Genomic DNA, 21,896 nt, shown 5'->3' with positions numbered 1-21,896 from the left:
ACACTTGATTTTCAGGCTAAATCACGCAGGTCGCTACTACCCAGTAGCTCCACCGCACACCGGTTGCGCATACCCCGGACAGCGACGGGTCAGGGCGCTCGAACGTCGCATGGGCCCGCTCCTGACAGCGATGATCGGGCGGTCAACCCGTACCCTTGGAACACGTGAACTCCGTTGTCAGCGCGCTGCGCACGGTCCTGTCCGCCGTGCAGGCCACTGCGGCACAGATGCCGCTGCGACGGGCCGTGGGCATCGGGGCGGCAATTGTGATTCTTGTCGCAATCGCCATCTGGGTGCCGTTGCCCAACGCGGTGCAGATGCGCGACTGGGCGGCCGCCGCCGGGCCGTGGTTCCCGCTGGCGTTCCTGCTCGCGCACACCGTCGTCACGGTGCTGCCGTTCCCGCGCACCGCGTTCACCCTCGCCGCAGGCCTGCTGTTCGGCTCCGCCCTCGGCGTCACACTGGCCGTCATTGCCAGCACGCTGAGCGCGTTGATCGCGCTCTGGCTGGTGCGCGTGCTCGGCTGGCAGTTGAGCAAGCTGTCGCACAAGCACATCGACAGCCTCGACGCGCGACTCAAGGAACGCGGCTGGGCGGCGATCCTGTCGATGCGCATGATCCCGGCGGTGCCGTTCTCGGTGCTCAACTACGCCGCCGGGGCCTCATCGGTCCGGGTGGTGCCGTACGCATTCGCGACGTTCTTCGGGCTGCTGCCCGGTACCGCGGCCGTCGTCATCCTGGGCGACGCCCTCACCGGACAGATCCGGCCGTCGCTGCTGGTCGTGTCGGCCTGCACCGCGACCATCGGGATCTGCGGGCTGATCTACGAGATCCGGCTGCACCGCCGCGCCCACGCCGCGCAGCACCCGGTCGACGCGCACAGCTGACTACGACTCGCGCTCGGGCAGACCCTTCGCCGTCATCGCGGTGAACAGCGCCAGGAACAGCACGGCCGGCGCCGCGTTCACCGGCTTGTCGTGGGCCCTGATGTGTGCGCCGACGGCCAGCGTGAAGTACAGCGCCAGCATCGCGGTGGTCAGCCGGGCCAGGGCCGAATTACGTTGTCCGGCAAGCAGGCCCACGGCAGCCGCCGCCTTGGAGCCGACGAGGATCCACCGGTACTCCAGCGGGAAGTGCACGCCGTTCAGGGCCTTCTCGATGGGTGCGACGGGCACGGCACACGCCGCCGCGTCGCCGGCCATCAGAAGCGCCAGCGCGGTGTAGGTGCGGCGGGACGTCAACAGGCTCATGGTCACCTCGAGTGCTGCCCGGCGGGCGGGTCGATTTCGGGGAACGGACGCGCCTCGAGCGGCTGCGTCGGCGGGGCCGGGGGCACCGGCACCGACGGGACGCCGTAGCCGGGCTGCTGCACCGGCGTGCGGGCCTCGGCTTCCGCCTTTGCCACCGCCTGCGCGATGGCCGGATCGGTCTGGGTGGAGAACCAGTCGGCGACCTCGTCGTCGTCATCCTTGGCGGGGGCCTCGTCGACCGGCGACGGCGTGTAGCGGAACACGCCGTCCTCCCCCGGGGCGCCGAGCAGCTTGGTGAAACCCTGTAGCGCCGAACCGAAGTCGCTGGGCACCACCCACACCTTGTTGGCCTCGCCCTTGGCCATCTGCGGCAGCGTCTGCAGGTACTGGTAGGCCAGCAGCTCGGGCGTCGGCCGGCCGGCCTTGATGGCCGCGAACGTCTTCTCGATGGCCTTGGCCTGGCCCTGCGCGTTCAGGTACTGGGCGGCCCGCTCACCCTGCGCGCGCAGGATGCGCGACTGCCGGTCTGCCTCGGCGGCCAGGATCGCCGCCTGCTTCGCACCCTCGGCCGCCAGAATCTGTGACTGCTTCTGCCCCTCCGCCTGCTTGATGGACGCCTCCCGGGCGCCCTCGGCGGTCAGGATCATGGCGCGCTTCTCGCGGTCGGCGCGCATCTGCTTCTCCATCGAGTCCTGGATCGACGGCGGCGGGTCGATGCTGCGCAGCTCGACGCGCGCGACGCGCAGACCCCACCGGCCGGTGGCCTCGTCGAGCACGCCGCGCAGCTGGGCGTTGATCTGGTCACGCGAGGTCAGCGTCTGCTCCAGCGTCATGCCGCCGACGACGTTGCGCAGCGTCGTGGTGGTCAGCTGCTCGACGCCGACGATGTAGTTGCTGATCTGGTACACCGCGGCCTGCGGGCTGGTCACCTGGAAGTAGACGACGGTGTCGATGTTGACCGTCAGGTTGTCCTCGGTGATCACCGGCTGCGGCGGGAACGACACCACCCGCTCACGCAGATCCACGCGGGCCCGGATCTTGTCGATGAACGGCAGCAGCAGCGTCAGCTGCCCCGAGACGGTCTTGCTGTAGCGGCCCAGCCGCTCGATGACGGCCGCTTCCGCCTGCGGGATCAGCGCCACCGATTTGACCACCACCACGATGGCAAACGCCACCAGGATCAGCAGAAGGACAAGTGCACCAGTCAATTTCAGCTCCCCTTGCGTTCAGATGGCCCGGAAGACCACCGCGGTCGCGCCGTCGATCCGCATCACGGTGACGTGATCGCCGGGTTCGAAGACATCGTCGTCGGCCATCGGGCGCGCCGTCCAGATTTCGCCGTCGAGTTTTACCTGCCCTTCATGGCGGGTCACCCGTTCCAGCACCAGCGCCGACTTGCCTTCCAAGGCCTTCACCGGTTCGGGCAGGCCCGCGGCACCCAGCCGCTTGCGCAGCGCCGGCCGCACCAGGACCAGCAACAGCACCGACACGATGAGGAAGGAGAGACCGTCGGCCCAGATGGGCCAGTCGGTGGCCCAGCTCAGACCTGCCGTCGCGAGGGCACCGCCAGACAGCATGAGCAGGAACATGTCACCGGTCAGCGCTTCGGCACCGGCGAGCCCGATCGCCACGATGAGCCACAGCAACGGCACCGGCATGCGACCAGAGTAGCGCCTTGCAGGCTTAATCGGCCGGAGCGTTTTACACTGCGTGCATCATGTGGTGTCCAAGTGTTTCGCTGACGGTGTGGGCCAATGCCTGGCATGCCGGCCTGGCCGCACCCGACGATGTCCTCGATGCGCTATCGCCGTGGGCACCAAGGCATTCCATTGCCGCTTACGACGCCGTGGCGGCCAGCCGGACGGGGCTGCCGTGGCCCGACCTGACCAACTACGGCGGCGTCACGTTGCTGCAGACGCTGCGGCACGCGGCCGGCGCCGCGCGCTCGGAGCCGGCCCTGAACCTGGTACTGCCCGTACCCGGGGATGTCCGTGGACTGACCCCCGGCACCCAGTTCCAGCAGGACGCCGTCGACATGGGCGAAGCCGTCGTCGTCACCTCCAACTACGGCGAGGCCGTCGGGCTGGTCCCCGATTTCGAATACGAGGACGACACCGACGACGCCGAGGTCAAGGCCCTGTCCTGGACGGTGTACTCGCTGCCCAGCGCTCCCGTGGCCGGCCACTTCGACCTCGGCGAAGAGGAGTACCGCCTGCGCGACGCGGTCCGGTCGGCGGCCGACGCCCTCGGCCGCCTGCGGGCCGAACCCGGTTCGGACATCGAGGATCCGCGCGAGATGGTCGAGCAGCTGCTCGAGGCCGGACACCTGCACAAGCTACCGGACCACGCCCCCACCCGCGCGGTGCGGGTGCTGGAGACCGCGGCCCACATCGACGCGATCATCACCGTCAGCGCCGGGCTGGCGCCCATCGGCCTGCAGAGCGCATCGGAGATGCAGATCGCCACCGAGGCCATGCGGCCGCTGACCGACATCGTGCGGTCCGCCCGGCTGGCCGCCGTGACGGCGATCCTGCACTCCGCCTGGGAGCGCTAGGCGTCCCCTACTGGCACCGGCCGTGGCCGCGGCGTGTCGCCGGAAATTGACCGTGCGTCTTGGCAGCTCGCTACTCGGCATTCGGCTCAAGTTGACCTACGCCGAGCGTGGGCCCTCGCACAGTTTCATGTCAGTTCGCGAGAGAAACTCACGAGCCGGGACACTGCGGCGAGCAGGGTGCGCCGTTGATGCTGCAGCCGTAACCGGGCACGGGATCGTCACCGTCGACCCGAGCCGGCTCGGCGCTCGTGCGCAACTCCTCGATCAGCGCTGCCGCCAGCTTCGCGTAACGCCGGTCGGCATTGGGAGTTGCGGTGCGCACCAACGTGATTCCGGCCTCGGCGGCCTGTTGGGCGAGCTCGTTGTCCAGGTCCCACACCACCTCGATGTGGTCGGCGACGAATCCGATGGGACATACCACGACAGCGCTGGCGCCCGCGTCCCCGAGCGCGGCGAGATGGTCGCCGACGTCCGGTTCCAGCCACGGCACCTGTGGCGGGCCGGACCGAGACTGCCACACCAGGTCGTAGTCGCCCACTCCGACGGCCTGAGCGACCAGACGCGCCGCATACGCCACCTGCCGGCTGTACAGCCGCGGTCCGTACCGTTCGTCGGCGGCCAGCGGTATGGAGTGCGCCGTGAACACCAGGCGCGCGCCCGAAGGCGCGGCATGCAAGGCCTGCGAAACGAATTCGGCGTACATCTCGACGAAAAGCGGATGGTCGAAGTACTGCCTCACCTTCACCAGCTCCGGCGCCTGCGGTCCCGCCGCAGCCCTGCCGCGCGCGATGTCCTCGACATATTGCCGACAGCTCGAGTAGCCGCCCCACGCCGACGTGGTGAACACCGCTGCCCGGCGAACTCTGTTGTCCCGCATGGCGACAACCGTGTCTTCGATGTACGGATCCCAATTCCGGTTCCCGAAGTACACCGGCAGCTGCGGCATCGCCGCCTCGAGCTCGGACATCAGCGCCCGGTTGATGGCGTTGATCGGCGACGCGCCCCCGAAGTGCATGTAGTGCTCGGCGACGGCGTCGAGGCGCTCCGGCGGCACCCCACGTCCGCGCGTCACGTTCTCCAGGAACGGACGCACGTCGTCGGGGCCGTCGGGCCCGCCGAACGACAGCAGCAGCAGTGCGTCGAAATCCATCAGCGCTGTTGGTTCTTCGCGCAAGCGCTCATCACAGCAGCTGGGTGCTGGCGCCACCGTCGGCGTAGATGATCGAGCCGGTGGTCGCGGGCAGCCATTCGGACAGCAGCGCACAGACGGTCTTGGCGACCGGCGTCGGGTCCTTCATGTTCCAGCCGATCGGCGCGCGCTGGTCCCAGCCCTCTTCGAGCAGCTGCATCTGCTGGCCGGCCTCGTCGCCGAGGGCACCGCCGACGATGGCGCTCATGGCCAGGGTCCGGATGGGGCCTGCCGCAACGAGATTGGAGCGCACGCCGTACTTGCCGGCCTCGCGCGCGACGAACCGGTTGACCGACTCGAGGGCGCTCTTGGCGACCGTCATCCAGTTGTAGGCGGGCATGGCGCGGGTCGGGTCGAAGTCCATGCCGACGATGCCGCCGCCTTCGTTCATGATCGGCAGCAGGGCCTTGGCCAGCGAGGCGTACGAGTAGGCCGAGATGTGGATGCCCTTGGCGACGTCCTCGTAGGGTGCGTCGAAGAACGGGTTGATGCCCATGCCGCTCTGCGGCATGAAGCCGATGGAGTGCACGACGCCGTCGAGCTTGTTGCCCGCGCCGATCACCTCGGTGACGCGCTCACCGAGCGAGGCCAGGTGCTCCTCGTTCTGCACGTCGAGCTCCAGCAGCGGCGCCGGGTTCGGCAGCCGGTCGGCGATGCGCTGGATGAGCTTCATCCGGTCGAAGCCGGTGAGCACCAGCTCGGCGCCCTGTTCCTGGGCGACCTTCGCGATGTGGAACGCGATGGACGAGTCGGTGATGATCCCGGTGACGAGGATCCGCTTGCCTTCGAGCAAACCTGCCATTGTGCTGACTCCTTTAAACGAAAGTTCTGCTAAGCCAAAGAATTCGGGTCAGTGACCCATGCCCATGCCGCCGTCGACCGGGATGACCGCACCGGCGATGTAGCCGGCGTCCTCGGACGCCAAGAAGCTGACGGCACCGGCAACCTCTTCGGCCGTGCCGACGCGCTTGGCCGGGATGAACTCCAGCGCACCTTCCTGGATGCGCTCGTCGAGAGCACGCGTCATCTCGGTGTCGATGTAGCCGGGGGCAACGACGTTGGCGGTGACGCCGGCCTTGGAGAGCTCGCGCGAGATGGAGCGCGCCATACCGATCAGGCCGGCCTTGGCGGCGGCGTAGTTGGCCTGGTTGCCGATACCCCACATGCCCGAGACCGAGCCGATGTAGATGATCCGGCCGAACCGCTTGCGCTGCATGCTGCGCGACGCGCGCTGGGTGACGCGGAACGCGCCGGTGAGGTTGGCGTCGATGACCTCGGTGAACCGCTCCTCGGTCATGCGCATCAGGAACGCGTCCTTGGAGATACCGGCGTTGGACACCAGCACCTCGACCGGGCCCTGGTGCTCTTCGACCTCTTTGAACGCCCGGTCGACGGCCTCGGCGTCGGTCACGTCACACACGACGCCGAACAGGCCCTCGGGCGCACCGGAACCGCGGTGGGTCACCGCGACCTTGTGGCCGTCGGCGGCCAGGCGCTGCGCGATGGCCAGGCCGATACCCCGGTTACCACCGGTGACCAGCACGGAACGGGAAACGAAGGCCGGACGGCCGGCTGCGGGCGTGGCGGCACCCTCGGTGGCAACAGTGTCACTCATGCTGGTCAACTTATCGTCTCGGCCGGTGCACGCCTAAATCGGCACGCTGCGGCGAGCCGCACAACGGTCTGTGCACGCGTTGTCCGCTCAGCGCGCCGCCATGGCGCCGCGGCGACGGTTCGCCACGAACCGGACGACGTCGGCGATCCAGTCCCGGTCGGTGCGCAGCGTCAGCAGCGGGGCGTCGCATCGGCGCAGCGTGCGGGCCACTTCGTCGCGGTGCGCCTGGGCGGCGCGGGCGAAGTCGTCCCGAAGTTGCTCGTCGATGGTGAATTCCTTGGTGATGCCGGACTCGGCGTCCTGCAGCACCACGTCGCCAACGGCCGGCAGCTCCACGTCGCGCGGGTCGATGATCTCGATGCCCAGCACCTCGTGGCGCCCGGAGATGGCCCGCAGTGGGCGCATCCAGTTGATCGGGCCGAGGAAGTCACTGATGATCACGGCCATGCCGCGGCGGCGCTCCGGCCGGCGCAGCGCGTCGATGGCGGCGGCCAGGTCACCACGAACCCCGGCCGGGGCCTTGGGTGTGGTGGCGATGGCGCGCAACAGCTCCTGCTCGTGCAACCGGCCGGACAGTGCGGGTACCCGGCGGACGGTGTCGCCGTTCGAGATGATCGCGCCGAGCCGGTTGCCACCACCGCTGTTGAGGAACGCGATGGAGGCCGCCGCGGCGACCGCCAGATCACGCTTCTCGCAGCCGGCGGTGCCGAAGTCCAGGCTCGCCGACATGTCGACGACCAGCCAGGTCTCCAGCTCCCGGTCGGCGATCATCTGCCGCACGTGCGGATGCGTCGTACGGGCCGTGACGGACCAGTCCATCCGGCGGACGTCGTCGCCGGGCTGGTAGAGCCGGGACTCCCCCGGCTCGGAACCCGGCCCGGGGATCAGACCCTGGTGGTCGCCGTGGAGGACACCGTCCAGCTTGCGCCGGACGGTGAGCTCCAGCTTGCGCAGGGCGGCCGACAGTTCGGGATCGCGAATCTGGCCGCGCTGCAGTGACGGCAGATCGACGGACCGGCCGGTCTGCGGCGAAGCCGAACGATCAGACCCGGGGGCGGTCACCGACCAGAGGCCCCAGCTGCGCCGGCCATCACGGGCGGAACCGAATGTCCTTGCTGCGGAATGGCATTCACCTGCGGCAGCGCGACGGTCTGCAGGATGCGGTTGACGACGGTCTCGGCGGAGATCTCGTCGGCGAGCGCGTCGTAGGTGAGCACGAGGCGGTGCCGCAGCACGTCCGGGATGACCTCGACGACGTCCTGCGGGATGACGTAGTCACGGCCACGCACGAGCGCCAGCGCCCGGGAGGCACTGATGATGCCCAGCGAGGCGCGCGGCGAGGCGCCGTAGGCGATCCACGCCTTGGCGTCGGGCATGCCGAACTTCTCGGGCTCGCGGGTGGCGGTCACGATGCGCACCACGTAGTCGACGAGCGCGTGGTGCACGAAGGTGTTGGCGGCCACGTCCTGCAGGCGCAGCAGGTCCTCGGTGGTGAGGATCTGCTTGGGCTCCGGCGGCTTGACGCCCATCCGGTAGATGATCTCGCGCTCTTCCTCGGGCGACGGGTAGCCGACGTTGAGCTTGAACAGGAAGCGGTCGCGCTGCGCCTCGGGCAGCTGGTAGACGCCCTCCTGCTCGATGGGGTTCTGGGTAGCCATGACCAGGAACGGGCTGGGCAGCGGGAACGTCTTGCCGCCGATGGAGATCTTGCGCTCGGCCATGACCTCCAGCAGCGCCGACTGCACCTTGGCCGGTGCGCGGTTGATCTCGTCGGCGAGTAGGAAGTTGACCATCACCGGGCCGAGCTCGATGTCGAACTCTTCCTTGCCGACGCGGTAGATGCGGGTACCGACGATGTCGGTGGGCACCAGGTCGGGGGTGAACTGGATGCGGGCGAACGAGCCGCCGACCACCTTGGCGAAGGTCTCCACGGCGAGGGTCTTGGCGACGCCCGGCACACCTTCGAGGAGGACGTGGCCCTTGGCCAGCAGGCCGACCAGCATGCGCTCGACCAGCTGGTCCTGGCCGACGATGATGCGCTTGACCTCGAAGATGGCGCGCTCGAGGGTGTGCACCTCGGACTGCAACGAGCCGCTGACGGGCTGCTGCGCGGCGGGGGCGGCGTGCGCCCCGGGCGGGTAACCCTGCGTGGGTGCCGGGCCTGGGTAGCCTCCGGCGCCGTCGGGCGGCCCACTCGGTGACGTCATCTAGCTTCCTCCCACAATTGTTTCGGCCGGGTGTCCGGCACAAAATCGCTGGTCTAGCGGGTAGCCGCCAATATAGCGGCGCGCCCGGACTCAACTATTCCAGGCGGCCCGGCATCCGTCGACGTTGCCACGACGGACTTAGGTGATTATCAGGTCTCGATGATGCGCGACAGGTGCGGCGACATGCCGGCCGTCCGGACCGGACTGACCGTAACCTTGCCGGCACTGCCGGACGCCTCGAGCATCTTTCCGTTGCCGAGATAGATCGTGACGTGCTGGCTGCCGCCGGGGCCGTAGAAGATCAGGTCGCCGCGCTTGGCCTGCGACGGCGGGATGGCGCGCCCGGTGTTGTACTGGTCGCCCGAGTACTTGGGGATCTGCACGCCGACACCGGCGTAGGCGTAGCGGGTGAAACCCGAACAGTCGTAGCCGATCTTGCCGGCGTCGTAGTCCACGCCGGGGCCGGGACCGGTCAGGGTGCCGCCGCCCCACGAGTACGGGACGCCCATCTGGGAGCCGCCGCGCCGGATGACGTATTCGATGGCCTGCTTACCGCCGACGCGGCCGCCCGGCATCATCGTGGCGCTGCCGCCGCCACCGCCGCTGGGCTTGCCGCCGAGGCCCAGGCTCGACAGGAAGCTCTGGCCGAGGTTCTGGGTGGTCTGCAGGGCCAGCTGGCTGGCCTGGAACGTCGCGTTGGCGATGGCCACCGGGTCACCGGGCGCGCCGGAGCTGGGTTTCGCGGGCAAGGTGGGATCCCAGCCGCCGTCGGGGTCGGCAACCGCACTCGGCGCAGGCCCGAACGCGAGTGCCAGCGCCAGCGCGCCCACGCCCGCGAGAAGGTCTCTCCGGTGAAATTCCTTGCCCTGCAATGCAATAACCCCTGTATCAGTATTCGATGTAACGGATCACGTACGGCGTCATGCCGCTGGTTCGCACCGGCGACACCTTGACGTTGGAACCGGTGTAGGGCGCTTCGAGCATCTGCCCGTTGCCGAGGTACAGGGTCACGTGCTGGCTGCCACCCGGGCCGTAGAAGATGACGTCCCCGCGGCGGGCCTGCGATGTCGGGATCTTGCGGCCCGCCTCATATTGGTTGCCGGAGTAGTGCGGCAGTTTGATGCCGACGCCGGCGAAGGCGTAGAGGATCAGACCCGAGCAGTCGAAGCCGACGGTGCCGGCACCCGAGTCGATGCCCGTGCTGGGACCGGCTGCGGTGCCGCCGCCCCATGAGTACGGCACGCCGATCTGCGACATGGCGCGCTTGATGACGTATTCCGAGGCCTGTTTTCCGTACACGCGCGGGATGGCGCCGTTGGTGTAGCCCGACTTGGTGACGGTGGCGGGCACCAGGCCGAGTTTCTGCAGGAAGCTGTGGCCCATCTGCTGGGTGACCTGAGCCGACGTCGCGGTCATGCCGAGCACGTTGTTGATGACGGCGATCGGGTCACCGGGGATGTTGGCGCTCGGAATCTTGGGCAGGGTCGGATCCCAGCCACCGTCGTCCCATTTGCGGGGGCCGGCCGCGGCGGGCGCGCCGTCCCAGTTGTCGGCATACCGGCCGGGGTCGGCCGCCGGAGTTCCGGACGCCGGGGCGCTCGCGGCCCACTGCGTGCGCGCGGCGTTGAGCTTGGCCTGCGCCGCGTCGCGCTGGCTGACCAACTGGTCCAACTGGGTCTGCTGGTCGGCGAACGTGGTCCGGGCGTCGGTCAGGGCCTTGACCGCGTCGTCCTGTCTGGCCTGGGCATCTTTGACGGCCTGGTCGGCCTTCTGCTTGGCCAGTCGGGCGGCGGATTCGCGGTTGGCCAGTTCGGTCCGGCTGCGCTGCAGATCGGCGATGGCCTCCTGCGAGCTGATGGTCAGCGCCTGGCCGGTGGCGGCGGTGTTGATCATCTCTCCGGGATCGGTCGCGGTCAGGTAGGACGCGGACGGCCCGTTGATGTACGCCGCCTCGGCGTACTTGTCGAAGTGCGCCTGGGCGGCGGCGATGGCCGCGTTGGCGTCCTTCAGACCGGTCTGGCTGGTGTCGATGTCCTGCTGGGCGGTCGCGGCGTCGTCCCGGGCGGTCTGCACGTCGGCGATGGCCTTGTTGACCGATTCCTGCCGGGTCTGGATGGCCGCGCCGAGGTCCTGCAGTTTCTGGTTGGCATTGGCGAGTTCGGTGACCAGGGCGGCGATCTCGCTGCTGCCGGGTTGGGCCGACGCGATACCGGAGGCGAAGACGGACGCGGTCATGACACCGAATACGAGCGACCCGGTGCCGACGCGACTGCCCAGCCGGGTGGCCAGCCCACCGGTGAAGGGCCGAATGCTGCGTCCCATTGACTCAGGTCTCCTAAGGCTCCAGCGCGCTGGTGCCCGCCTAAGGCAAAAGCGGGCTCGATCCGTTGGTCCCGTAAGTCGCAGAAATCACAAATCATCACAACTGCAACAAGCGGTACCAACTGCACCGTACGTCACAGGTTGCACAAATGAAACGTTAGTAACAAACCACACCGTTGTAATTGAAAAAGGTGTGACCGAATAGTGATATTCGAATTCGCGGCGCCCCGCGCGCAGCTACCGAGATGCGGGCGCGGCGGCGTCCTGCGGCGCCGCAGCCGCGGCCGCTTTCCGAGCCCGGACCTGCAGAAACCGGGTGCCCACGGCAGCCGCCACCACGCCGAGGATGACCACCACAGTGAACGACGTCCAGGGAAATATCGGGGTTTCCAGCTGGCTCACAAAATTCTTCGAGTTCTGCACAACGCTCGGTGTCTTCGCGAGATCCTGACCGGCCTCCAACAGCGACCTGTCATAGGTCGGGCTGACCGAGCCGGCGAAGCCGGGACTGAGGGTCAGCACCGTCGACTCGGGGTACACCCGGCCCACGTCCGCGGCGATGTCGCGCAGCGGGGTGTCGATGCCCGGACTCGTCGGCAGCACCACGATCTTGAGGTCGATGCCCTTGGCGTGGGCGTCGGCGACGACCTGACGCAGGGCGGCGGCCTCCTGCGCGGCCTCGGCCGCCTGCTTCGCCTCCTGCGGCGTGGCCGGCGTCTTGGCGGGCGCGATGCCCGGCGCGCTGACCCCACCGTCACGCACCTGCGTGATCACTGTCGCCATACACACGTCGACAGGGGTCTTGGCCGGGTCCTGCCCGACCGTGGCGCAGACGTCCGGCGGAATGAATGCCGCGAAAGTTGTCACGCGGCAAACGGTACTGGAATTTCCTCGAACTCCCTGACGGCGCACCCGGAACCCGACAAGACTGTAGCCACCCCCTGGGCGCTCATAGGACAAGCGTACTGTTAGGGTAGCAACGCGCCGCTGACACAGCCCGTCGCGGCGAGATCTAGCCGGGAGTTGATGTGAGCAGCAATTCATTTGGAGCCCGTGACACGCTCGTTGTCGGGGAAAACAGCTACGAGATTTTCCGCCTCGACGCGGTTCCGGGTACCGAGAAGCTTCCCTACAGCCTCAAGGTGCTTGCGGAGAACCTGCTGCGCACCGAAGACGGCGCCAACATCACCAAGGATCACATTCTGGCCCTGGCCAACTGGGATCCGTCGGCCGAGCCGAGCATCGAAATCCAGTTCACCCCGGCCCGTGTGATCATGCAGGACTTCACCGGCGTGCCCTGCGTCGTCGACCTGGCCACCATGCGTGAGGCCGTCACCGCCCTCGGCGGCGACCCCAACAAGGTCAACCCGCTCTCACCCGCCGAGATGGTCATCGACCACTCCGTCATCCTCGACGTGTTCGGCACCGCCGACGCCTACGAGAAGAACGTCGCCCTCGAGTACGAGCGCAACGCCGAGCGTTACCAGTTCCTGCGCTGGGGCCAGGGCGCCTTCGACGACTTCAAGGTCGTCCCGCCGGGCACCGGCATCGTCCACCAGGTCAACATCGAGTACCTGGCCCGCACCGTCATGGTCCGTAACGGCCAGGCCTACCCCGACACCTGTGTGGGTACCGACAGCCACACCACCATGGAGAACGGCCTGGGCGTGCTGGGCTGGGGCGTCGGCGGTATCGAGGCCGAGGCCGCCATGCTGGGCCAGCCCGTCTCGATGCTGATCCCCCGCGTCGTCGGCTTCAAGCTGACCGGCGAAATCCAGCCGGGCGTCACCGCCACCGACGTGGTGCTGACCGTCACCGACATGCTGCGCAAGCACGGCGTCGTCGGCAAGTTCGTCGAGTTCTACGGCAAGGGCGTCGCCGAGGTGCCGCTGGCCAACCGCGCCACCCTGGGCAACATGAGCCCCGAGTTCGGCTCGACCTGTGCGATCTTCCCGATCGACGAAGAGACCATCAACTACCTGCGCCTGACCGGCCGCACCGACGAGCAGCTGGCGCTGGTCGAGGCCTACGCCAAGACCCAGGGCATGTGGCACGACGCCGACCGCGAGCCGGCGTTCTCGGAGTACCTCGAGCTGGACCTGTCGACGGTCGTGCCGTCGATCGCCGGCCCGAAGCGCCCGCAGGACCGAATCCTGTTGTCGGAGAGCAAGATCGCGTTCCGCAAGGACATCCACAACTACGTGGAGGAGCAGCACCCGGCCGACCACACCAAGCTCGACGAGGCCGTCGAGGAGTCGTTCCCGGCTTCCGACCCGGCCGCCCTGTCGTTCGCGGACGACGGTGCCGTCAACGTCCAGTCCGCCGCCAACGGTGCCGAGGGCCGCCCGAGCAAGCCGGTGCGCGTCAAGGGCGACCGCGGCGAGTTCATCCTCGACCACGGCGCCGTCGCGGTCGCGGGTATCACCTCGTGCACCAACACCTCCAACCCGTCGGTCATGATCGGTGCCGCCCTGCTGGCCCGCAACGCCGTCGAGAAGGGCCTGTCCAGCAAGCCGTGGGTCAAGACCAACATGGCCCCGGGCAGCCAGGTCGTCACCGACTACTACGAGAAGGCCGGCCTGTGGCCGTACCTGGAGAAGCTGGGCTTCTACCTGGGTGGCTACGGCTGCACCACGTGCATCGGTAACACCGGCCCGCTGCCGGAGGAGATCTCCAAGGCCGTCAACGAAGAGGACCTGACCGTCACCGCGGTGCTCTCCGGTAACCGCAACTTCGAGGGCCGCATCTCCCCCGACGTCAAGATGAACTACCTGGCCTCGCCGCCGCTGGTCATCGCCTACGCCCTCGCCGGCACCATGGACTTCGACTTCGAGACGGACTCCCTCGGCAAGGACACCGACGGCAACGACGTCTTCCTGCGCGACATCTGGCCGTCGGCTCAGGAGATCGACGACACCATCAAGAGCGCGATCAGCCAGGACATGTTCCGCAAGTCCTACGCCGACGTGTTCAAGGGCGACGACAACTGGCGCAACCTGCCGACCCCGGACGGCGACACCTTCGCGTGGGACGACGCCTCGACCTACGTCCGCAAGGCGCCGTACTTCGACGGTATGGAGCTCGAGCCGGCACCGGTCTCGGACATCAAGGGTGCCCGCGTCATGGCGCTGCTGGGTGACTCGGTGACCACCGACCACATCAGCCCGGCCGGCCCGATCAAGCCGGGTACCCCGGCCGCCGACTACCTGGACGCGCACGGCGTGGCCCGCAAGGACTACAACTCGCTGGGCAGCCGTCGTGGCAACCACGAGGTCATGGTCCGCGGCACCTTCGCCAACATCCGCCTGCAGAACCGGATCCTCGACACCATCGGCCTGGAGGGCACGCAGGGTGGCTACACCCGCGACTTCACGCAGGAAGATGGCCCGAAGGAGTTCATCTACAACGCGTGCATGAACTACCAGAAGGCCGGCATCCCGCTGGTCGTCCTGGGCGGCAAGGAATACGGCTCGGGCAGCTCGCGTGACTGGGCCGCCAAGGGCACCACGCTGCTGGGCGTCAAGGCCGTCATCACCGAGTCGTTCGAACGCATCCACCGCTCCAACCTGATCGGCATGGGCGTCATCCCGCTGCAGTTCCCGGCGGGCGAGAGCGCCAAGTCGCTGGGCCTGGACGGCACCGAGACCTTCGACATCACCGGCATCGAGGAGCTCAACGCCGGCAAGACGCCGAAGACGGTGCACGTCTCCGCCACCAAGGAGGACGGCACCAAGGTCGAGTTCGAGGCCGTGGTCCGGATCGACACCCCCGGTGAGGCCGACTACTACCGCAACGGCGGCATCCTGCAGTACGTGCTGCGCAACATGCTGCGGTCGGGTAGCGAGGCCTGATAGCTGGCTGATTCGGTTGGGCAGCCCCTGGACATACGAGGGCGCTGCCCAACCGAACGCCAGTAGGAGTCCTGGTGCCCAAAGTCAGCGACGATCATCTCGCCGCCCGTCGAGCGCAGATCCTCGACGGCGCCCGACGCTGTTTTTCCGAGTTCGGGTACGAAGGTGCGACAGTGCGGCTTCTCGAAGAAGCCACCACGATGTCGCGCGGCGCGATCTTCCACCATTTCCGCGACAAGGACGCGCTGTTCTTCGCGCTCGCCGAGGAAGACGGCGAGCGGATGGCCGAGACCGTCGAGAAGGACGGCCTCGTGCAGGTCATGCGGAACATGCTGGCCAAGCCGGAGAACTACCAGTGGCTGGGCACCCGGCTGGAGATCGCCCGCCGGCTGCGCACCGACGCCGAGTTCCGCGCCGAGTGGCAGCAGCGCTACGAGGAACTCAACCAGGCCACCATCGCGCGCCTGGAGCGCAAGAAGGCCGCCGGCACGCTGCGTGACGACGTGCCCACCGAAGTGCTGCACATCTATCTCGACCTGGTGCTCGACGGCCTCATCGCACGGCTGGCCTCAGGGCAGACCGGCGAGGATCTGGCGGCCGTCCTCGACATCGTCGAGGCATCGGTCCGCCGAAAGCCCTAGCGGCTCAACCCTTTCAGCGGTTCGCGCTCATCACCGACAGCAGCTCGTAGCCGACGTGTGCGGCGGCGATGCCCGTCAGCTCGGCGTGGTCGTACGCCGGGGACACCTCGACGATGTCGACCGGGTCTCGATCGCGCCTGCCATGGCATCCCCTTTGATGTGGCTCAGATCACTGGCCCTAGAGTAGGCATTTCCGACCGCCAAAGGCAACAATTGTTTCCTAGCTCACTCCACATGTTGACAGATGGGAGTGACGTACCGCACTCTGTTACGCGAGTCACAAATCTCGTGGCGCGCCCTCCTCTCCACGGAGCTCCCCTTGGCCATCACCGAGGCCCCACGGCCGGGCATCCTGCGCGCCATGAGCGCACAAAAATCCGTCGACGACATCGTCGCCGCCAACGAAACACCCGACGGCCCCCACCTCAAGCGCTCGATGGGTTTCATCCATCTGACCGCCCTGTCCATCGGCGCGACGCTCGGCACCGGAATCTTCGTCATCCTCGGCGCCGCCGTCCCGAAAGCCGGCCCGGCCGTCCTGATCTCGTTCATCCTCGCCGCCGTCACCGCACTGTTCTCGGCGCTGTCCTACGCCGAACTGGCAGGCACCATCCCCGTCTCCGGCAGCTCCTACTCCTACGCCTACGCCACCCTCGGCGAATTCTGGGCCTGGGTGTGCGGCTGGTGCCTCATGCTCGAATACGGAGTCTCGGTCGCTGCCGTCGCCGTCGGCTGGGGCGGCTACATCAACACCCTGCTCCACCAGCTGTTCGGCATCGAGCTTCCCGCCACCATCACCGGCGCACCCGGCGAAGGCGGCGTCATCAACCTGCCCGCCATCACGATCGTGGTCCTCGCCTCGATACTGCTGCTGCGGGGCGCGTCCGAGTCAGCCGCCGTCAACACCGCGATGGTGGTCCTCAAGTGCGTCGTGCTGGTGTTCTTCTGCGCCGTCGCCTTCACCGCGTTCAAGGCCGGCAACCTCACCCCGTTCATGCCCCTGGGTTTCCTCGGCGTCTCCGCCGCCGCCTCGCAGGTCTTCTTCTCCTACATCGGCTTCGATGCGGCATCCACCGCGGGCAACGAGGCCAAGGACCCGAAGCGGGACCTGCCGCGCGCCATCATGGCCTCACTGTTGATCGTCACGGTGCTGTACCTCGCCGTCGCGCTGGCCGCCCTCGGCGCGATGAGCTGGACCAAGTTCAGCGCCGACGAAGGCGCCACCCTGGCCGTCGCCCTCAGCGGCATCACCACCAGCAACGTGCCGGCCATCATCCTGTCGATCGGCGCCGTCATCGCGATCGCCAGCGTCGTCCTCGCCGTCCAGTACGGACAGACCCGCATCCTGTACACCATGGCTGTCGACGGCCTGGTGCCCGCGCTGTTCGCCAAGATCAACCCGCGGACCTTCGTGCCGACCTGGAACATCGTCATCTGTGGCGTCGTCGTGTCCCTGCTGGCCGGATTCGTCTCGCTCGGTGAGCTGGCCAACGCCACCTCGATCGGCTGCCTCTTCGCCTTCGCGCTGGTCAACATCGCCGTCATCATCCTGCGGCGCACGCGCCCCGATCTGCATCGCACGTTCCGCCTGCGGCTGTTCCCCGTCGCACCTGTGCTGGGTTTCCTGTTCTGCTGTTACCTGATGTGGGCACTGCCCGTCGCGACGTGGATCGCGTTCGGCATCTGGGGTGTCCTGGGGCTGGCGGTCTACTTCGGGTACAGCATCCGCAAGTCGAAGCTGCGCGTGGACGTCGCGTAGATGATCACCGTCGGCATGTTCCAGGGCCCGCAGGAATCCGGGACCGTCGCCGAGAACCTCGCCGCCATCGCGGCGGCGGCCAGGCGGGCCGCCGACGCCGGCTGCCGGGTCCTCGTCACGCCCGAGATGTCGGCCACCGGCTACAACATCGGCACCGAGATCGCCGCACGCGCCGAATCCGCCGACGGCCCGATCTTCCAGGCAGTCAGCACGATTGCGCGCGACACCGGGATCGCCGTCGTCTACGGGTATCCCGAAGTCGCAGAAGGCAAGCCGTACAACAGCGTTCAGGTCGTGGACCGGGACGGCGCGGCCCTGGCCAACTACCGCAAGACCCACCTGTACGGGTTCGACCGCGACTTCTTCACCCCGGGTGCCGAGTGGGTCACGCAGTTCGAGCTCGACGGCGTCACCTGCGGACTGCTGATCTGCTACGACATCGAATTCCCGGAGAACGCCCGAGCCCACGCCGACGCCGGCACCGAGTGGCTCGTCGTCCCCACCGGGCTCATGGAGCCGTGGAGTTTCGTTGCGACGCATATCGTTCCGGCCCGCGCGTACGAGAGCCAGCTGTTCCTGTCCTATGTCAACCGCACGGGGTTCGAGAACGGCCTCGAGTACTGCGGACTGAGCTGCACCATCGCGCCCGACACGACCGAACTGAGTCGCGGTGGCCGGACCGAGGACCTCCTCGTCACCCACATCGATCCCGCCGCGGTGGCCGTGTCCCGCGCCGTCAACACCCATCTCGGCGATCGCCGCCGAGATCTCTACCAGGAGAACCAGACCCGATGACCGTCCCCCAGCCCATCGAAGAGACGCAGCTGTCGGAGACCGGACCACGGTCGTCCGACAAGCCGATCACCATGTTCGGTCCCGACTTCCCATTCGCCTACGACGACTACGTGTCCTCCGCCGACGGCCTCGGCGAGATCCCCTCCGACCGCCACGGCACCGAGGTCGCGATCGTCGGCGCCGGCTGCGCGGGTCTCACCGCCGCCTACGAGCTCATGAAGATGGGCCTGAAACCCGTTGTGTACGAAGCGGATCAGATCGGCGGCCGGATGCGGTCCATCCCGTTCGAGCACGCTCCCGAAGCCGTCGCCGAAATGGGCGCCATGCGCTTCCCACCCACGTCCACGACGCTGTACCGGTACTTCGACAAGGTCGGCATCGAGACCATCGAATTCCCGAACCCGCTGGGCCCCGCGACCCCCAGCACCGTCGTCGACCTCAAGGGCCAGACATACTACGCCGAGAAACTCGCCGACCTGCCGCAGGCCTTCACCGACGTCGCCGACGCCTGGCGCAAGACGCTCGAGGACGGCGCCGACCTGCACGCGATCCAGAACGCCATCCGCGAACGCGACACCCAGGCCCTGAAGTCGGCGTGGGGCAAGCTCGTTCGCGAACTCGACGACGAGACGTTCTGGGGCTTTCTGACCAAGTCGCACCACTTCAAGTCGTTCGAGCTGCGTGAGATCTTCGGCAAGGTCGGCTTCGGCACGGGCGGCTGGGACACCGACTACCCGAGCTCGATGCTCGAAATCCTGCGCGTGGTGCTCACCGAGGCCGACGACAACCACCGCGGCGTGGTCGGCGGTTCGCAGCAGCTGCCGCTGCGGTTGTGGAAGCGCTCCCCGCAGCGCCTCGCCCACTGGCCTGCCGGCACCTCGCTCGAATCGCTGCACGGCGGCCGGACCCGCGGTGCCGTCACCGACATCCGGCGCACGCACCCGAACCGCTACACCATCACCGACGCCGACGGCGAGACACGCACCTACGACGCCGTCATCGTCACCGCCCAATCGTGGATGCTGCTCAACAACATTCGCTGCGACGACGACCTGTTCCCGTCCAACGTGTGGTCGGCCATCGAGCAGACGCACTACATGGGTTCGTCGAAGGTGTTCGTACTGGTCGACCGACCGTTCTGGAAGGACAAGGACGCCCAGGGCCGCGACGTCATGTCGATGACGCTGACCGACCGGATGAGCCGCGGCACCTATCTGCTCGACCAGGGGCTCGACGCCGACGGCAACGAGAAGCCCGGCGTCATCTGCCTGTCGTACACCTGGGAGGACGACTCCCGGAAGATCGTGCCGCTGGGCGCCACCGAGCGCATGGATCTGATGCTCAAGTCACTGCAGGCGATCTACCCGAACGTGGACATCCGCAGCCACATCATCGAGACGCCCAAGACGGTCTCGTGGGAGACCGAGCGCAACTTCATGGGTGCGTTCAAGGCGAACCTGCCGGGCCACTACCGCTACCAGGAGCTGCTGTACACGCACTTCATGCAGCGTGACCTCGACGCGCGGCATCGCGGCATCTACCTGGCGGGCGACGACATCTCGTGGACGGCGGGCTGGGCGGAGGGCGCGATCACCACGGCGCTCAACGCGGTGTGGGCCGTGATGGACCAGTTCGGCGGGTCGACCTCGCCCACCAACCCCGGTCCGGGCGACGTCTTCGACATGATCGCCCCGGTCCGACTGACCGACGAAATCTAAGGAGCACCAACGGGTTACGCCGCGACTGACTGTTCACGGCGAAAGCGGCTGGGCCGCAGGGTCGTTCAGGCGATCTTGCGGCTGCGGTGGTTCGGGCCGCCGCGGCTGCGCATCACCGCGCCGGACTGCACCAGCATGCTGTGCACCGACCCATAGGATTTTCCGGACGTGGCCACCAATGACCTGATACTGGCGCCGCTCTCGTAGGCGTTACGCAGCTGGGTCATCATCTGGTCGCGAGATGCCTTGGATTGCCTCATCGCCGGTCCCCTGACTCTCCCCCGGCGGTATACCGGGCTGACGGGAATCAGCGTAAGAACAGCGCTCGCTCGGCGCGGGCGATTCGGTGAATCAGGTCAGGCCAATTCGATGAGATCGCGGTAGGTGTCCGACCAGAAGTCCTCGGTGGCGTCCGGCAGCAGCAGCACGCGCTGCGGATTGAGCGCTTCGGCCGCGCCCGGATCGTGCGTCACGAGCACCACCGAACCCGCGTAACTGCGCAGCGCGTCGAGCACCTGCTCGCGCGACGCCGGATCCAGGTTGTTGGTCGGCTCGTCGAGCAGCAGCACGTTGGCGGTCGAGGCGACGAGGCCGGCCAGCGCCAACCGGGTCTTCTCACCACCGGACAGCGTGCCGGCGGGCTGATCCAGCTGCGGACCCGTGAACATGAACGCGCCCAACAGGCCACGCAGATCCTGTTCCCCGGTGTCGGGGGCGGCGTGCCGGATGTTCTCCCACACCGTCGCGGCGTTGTCGAGGGTGTCGTGCTCCTGCGCGAAGTACCCGATCTTGAGGCCGTAGCCCGGTTCGATGCCACCGGCGTCGGCGGTCTCCACGCCGGCCAGCAGGCGCAACAGCGTCGTCTTACCGGCGCCGTTGAGGCCGAGGACCACGACCCGCGAGCCCCGGTCGATGGCGAGGTCGACGCCGGTGAAGATCTCCAGCGAGCCGTAGGTCTTGGTCAGGCCCTTGACGATCAGTGGGGTCTTGCCGCACGGCGCCGGCGTCGGGAACTTGATCTTGGCGACCTTGTCGGCCACCCGCTCGGCGTCGAGCTCGGCGATCATGCGCTCGGCGCGGCGCAGCATGTTCTGTGCGGCAACGGCTTTGGTGGCCTTGGCGCCCATCTTGGCGGCCTGCGCCCGCAGCGCACCCGCCTTCTTCTCGGCGTTGGCGCGTTCACGGCGGCGGCGCTGCTCGTCGGTGGCGCGGGCATCGAGGTACTTCTGCCAGCCCATGTTGTAGACGTCGGCCTCGCCGCGCACGGCGTCGAGGAACCACACCCGGTTCACCACGTCGGCGAGCAGTTCGACGTCGTGGCTGATCACCACGAGACCGCCGGTGTGGCTCTGCAGGAACGTGCGCAGCCAACCGATCGAGTCGGCGTCGAGGTGGTTGGTCGGCTCGTCCAGCAGCAGCGTGGTGTTGGAGCCGGAGCCCTCCGAGGCCGCGAACAGGATGCGGGCCAGTTCGATACGACGACGCTGACCACCCGACAGGGTCCGCAGCGGCTGCGTCAGCACGCGGTCCGGCAGGCCGAGGCTGGCGCAGATGCGGCCGGCGTCGCTCTCGGCGGCGTATCCACCGAGGGCCGAAAACCGTTCCTCCAGAACGCCGTACCGGCGCACCGCCTTGTCGCGGGCGGCCTCGTCGACCACCTCGGCCATGATGGCCTGCTGCTTCTCCAGGTCGGCCAGCAGCGTGTCCAGGCCGCGGGCCGAGAGCACCCGGTCGCGGGCCAGGACGTCCAGATCGCCTTCCTTCGGATCCTGCGGCAGGTAACCGACCTCGCCGATGCGCTCGACCGTCCCGGCATACGGCTGGCCTTCACCGGCCAGGATGCGCAGCGTCGTGGTCTTGCCGGCACCGTTGCGGCCGACCAGACCGATCCGGTCGCCCGGCTGGATCCGCAGCGCGGAACCCTCGAAGGCCAGCAGCGTGCGCGCTCCGGCGCGGACCTCCAGGTCCGTTGCGGTGATCACGCAGCTGCCTCCT

The 21,896-nt window shown here is 67.9% G+C and carries 20 protein-coding genes and 1 pseudogene; 7 read left to right on the top strand and 14 right to left on the bottom strand.

Features of this window, described 5'->3' with window-relative positions:
- Window positions 1-164: 164 nt before the first annotated feature.
- Window positions 165-887, top strand: coding sequence for a TVP38/TMEM64 family protein (locus ACJH6J_RS08965; protein ID WP_212811505.1), 723 nt, complete (start codon window positions 165-167; stop codon window positions 885-887).
- Here the strand turns inward: ACJH6J_RS08965 and ACJH6J_RS08960 are convergent, their stop codons facing one another.
- Genes ACJH6J_RS08960 through ACJH6J_RS08950 form a run of 3 tightly spaced genes read right to left on the bottom strand, consistent with a single transcriptional unit; the run spans window position 888 to window position 2,908 of the window.
- Complete coding sequence (locus ACJH6J_RS08960; protein ID WP_318984597.1) at window positions 888-1,250, bottom strand: DoxX family protein; 363 nt, start codon at window positions 1,248-1,250, stop codon at window positions 888-890.
- Window positions 1,251-1,252: 2 nt separating this feature from the next.
- Window positions 1,253-2,458: an SPFH domain-containing protein gene (locus tag ACJH6J_RS08955; RefSeq protein WP_244872557.1), complete on the bottom strand. Its 1,206-nt coding sequence runs from the start codon at window positions 2,456-2,458 to the stop codon at window positions 1,253-1,255.
- Window positions 2,459-2,476: 18 nt separating this feature from the next.
- Complete coding sequence (locus ACJH6J_RS08950) at window positions 2,477-2,908, bottom strand: NfeD family protein (protein ID WP_020100542.1); 432 nt, start codon at window positions 2,906-2,908, stop codon at window positions 2,477-2,479.
- Between the two features lie 59 nt (window positions 2,909-2,967).
- On the opposite strand from ACJH6J_RS08950, the gene ACJH6J_RS08945 reads away from it, so the two are divergent.
- Window positions 2,968-3,804, top strand: a complete 837-nt coding sequence (locus ACJH6J_RS08945; RefSeq protein ID WP_135355961.1) for a hypothetical protein — start codon at window positions 2,968-2,970, stop codon at window positions 3,802-3,804.
- Between the two features lie 148 nt (window positions 3,805-3,952).
- Here the strand turns inward: ACJH6J_RS08945 and ACJH6J_RS08940 are convergent, their stop codons facing one another.
- The 8 genes from ACJH6J_RS08940 to ACJH6J_RS08905 all read right to left on the bottom strand — a co-directional run bounded on the left by ACJH6J_RS08940 (window position 3,953) and on the right by ACJH6J_RS08905 (window position 12,004).
- Window positions 3,953-4,954: a ferrochelatase gene (locus ACJH6J_RS08940; RefSeq protein WP_135355960.1), complete on the bottom strand. Its 1,002-nt coding sequence runs from the start codon at window positions 4,952-4,954 to the stop codon at window positions 3,953-3,955.
- 31 nt (window positions 4,955-4,985) lie between these two features.
- Window positions 4,986-5,795: an NADH-dependent enoyl-ACP reductase InhA gene (gene inhA, locus ACJH6J_RS08935; protein WP_061000853.1), complete on the bottom strand. Its 810-nt coding sequence runs from the start codon at window positions 5,793-5,795 to the stop codon at window positions 4,986-4,988.
- Window positions 5,796-5,843: 48 nt separating this feature from the next.
- The gene (gene fabG1, locus ACJH6J_RS08930; protein WP_135355959.1) at window positions 5,844-6,608 is read right to left on the bottom strand and encodes a 3-oxoacyl-ACP reductase FabG1; all 765 of its coding nucleotides are present in this window, start codon (window positions 6,606-6,608) and stop codon (window positions 5,844-5,846) included.
- Window positions 6,609-6,695: 87 nt separating this feature from the next.
- Window positions 6,696-7,613: a DUF58 domain-containing protein gene (locus tag ACJH6J_RS08925; RefSeq protein ID WP_346414904.1), complete on the bottom strand. Its 918-nt coding sequence runs from the start codon at window positions 7,611-7,613 to the stop codon at window positions 6,696-6,698.
- Window positions 7,614-7,666: 53 nt separating this feature from the next.
- Complete coding sequence (locus ACJH6J_RS08920; protein WP_020100548.1) at window positions 7,667-8,815, bottom strand: MoxR family ATPase; 1,149 nt, start codon at window positions 8,813-8,815, stop codon at window positions 7,667-7,669.
- Window positions 8,816-8,964: 149 nt separating this feature from the next.
- The gene (ripB, locus tag ACJH6J_RS08915) at window positions 8,965-9,645 is read right to left on the bottom strand and encodes an NlpC/P60 family peptidoglycan endopeptidase RipB (protein ID WP_209841001.1); all 681 of its coding nucleotides are present in this window, start codon (window positions 9,643-9,645) and stop codon (window positions 8,965-8,967) included.
- 58 nt (window positions 9,646-9,703) lie between these two features.
- On the bottom strand, window positions 9,704-11,137 hold the full coding sequence (ripA, locus tag ACJH6J_RS08910) for an NlpC/P60 family peptidoglycan endopeptidase RipA (RefSeq protein WP_135355956.1): 1,434 nt from the start codon (window positions 11,135-11,137) through the stop codon (window positions 9,704-9,706).
- A 237-nt stretch (window positions 11,138-11,374) separates the two neighbouring features.
- Window positions 11,375-12,004 (bottom strand): DUF6676 family protein, encoded by a 630-nt coding sequence (locus ACJH6J_RS08905; RefSeq protein ID WP_135355955.1) that lies wholly within the window; start codon window positions 12,002-12,004, stop codon window positions 11,375-11,377.
- 161 nt (window positions 12,005-12,165) lie between these two features.
- Here ACJH6J_RS08905 and acnA point away from each other — a divergent pair, with 161 nt between their 5' ends.
- Window positions 12,166-14,988 (top strand): aconitate hydratase AcnA, encoded by a 2,823-nt coding sequence (gene acnA, locus ACJH6J_RS08900; RefSeq protein ID WP_406803825.1) that lies wholly within the window; start codon window positions 12,166-12,168, stop codon window positions 14,986-14,988.
- Window positions 14,989-15,062: 74 nt separating this feature from the next.
- Complete coding sequence (locus ACJH6J_RS08895; RefSeq protein ID WP_406803824.1) at window positions 15,063-15,629, top strand: TetR/AcrR family transcriptional regulator; 567 nt, start codon at window positions 15,063-15,065, stop codon at window positions 15,627-15,629.
- A 13-nt stretch (window positions 15,630-15,642) separates the two neighbouring features.
- Here ACJH6J_RS08895 and ACJH6J_RS08890 read toward each other — a convergent pair.
- A pseudogene (locus ACJH6J_RS08890) lies at window positions 15,643-15,747 on the bottom strand (agmatinase); the annotation flags it as partial.
- Between the two features lie 243 nt (window positions 15,748-15,990).
- On the opposite strand from ACJH6J_RS08890, the gene ACJH6J_RS08885 reads away from it, so the two are divergent.
- The 3 genes from ACJH6J_RS08885 to ACJH6J_RS08875 are packed head-to-tail and all read left to right on the top strand — an operon-like array spanning window position 15,991 to window position 19,901.
- A complete protein-coding gene (locus ACJH6J_RS08885) occupies window positions 15,991-17,388 on the top strand; it encodes an amino acid permease (RefSeq protein ID WP_406803836.1) in 1,398 nt (465 codons plus the stop codon).
- Window positions 17,389-18,183 (top strand): carbon-nitrogen hydrolase family protein, encoded by a 795-nt coding sequence (locus tag ACJH6J_RS08880; RefSeq protein ID WP_406803823.1) that lies wholly within the window; start codon window positions 17,389-17,391, stop codon window positions 18,181-18,183.
- Window positions 18,180-19,901, top strand: coding sequence for a flavin monoamine oxidase family protein (locus ACJH6J_RS08875; protein ID WP_406803822.1), 1,722 nt, complete (start codon window positions 18,180-18,182; stop codon window positions 19,899-19,901). The genes ACJH6J_RS08880 and ACJH6J_RS08875 overlap by 4 nt, the downstream gene beginning before the upstream one ends.
- Before the next feature lie 65 nt (window positions 19,902-19,966).
- Here the strand turns inward: ACJH6J_RS08875 and ACJH6J_RS08870 are convergent, their stop codons facing one another.
- Entirely contained in the window at window positions 19,967-20,161 is a 195-nt protein-coding gene (locus tag ACJH6J_RS08870; RefSeq protein ID WP_029105025.1) for a helix-turn-helix domain-containing protein, read from the bottom strand.
- Between the two features lie 96 nt (window positions 20,162-20,257).
- Window positions 20,258-21,883, bottom strand: coding sequence for an ABC-F family ATP-binding cassette domain-containing protein (locus ACJH6J_RS08865; protein WP_061000875.1), 1,626 nt, complete (start codon window positions 21,881-21,883; stop codon window positions 20,258-20,260).
- Between the last annotated feature and the right edge of the window lie 13 nt (window positions 21,884-21,896).

Origin of the sequence: Mycobacterium sp. SMC-18 (genome assembly GCF_045310895.1) — a bacterium.
Taxonomy (GTDB): Bacteria; Actinomycetota; Actinomycetes; order Mycobacteriales; family Mycobacteriaceae; genus Mycobacterium.
Note: the sequence above shows the minus strand (reverse complement) of the source record. Positions and strands in the feature narration are given on the sequence as shown.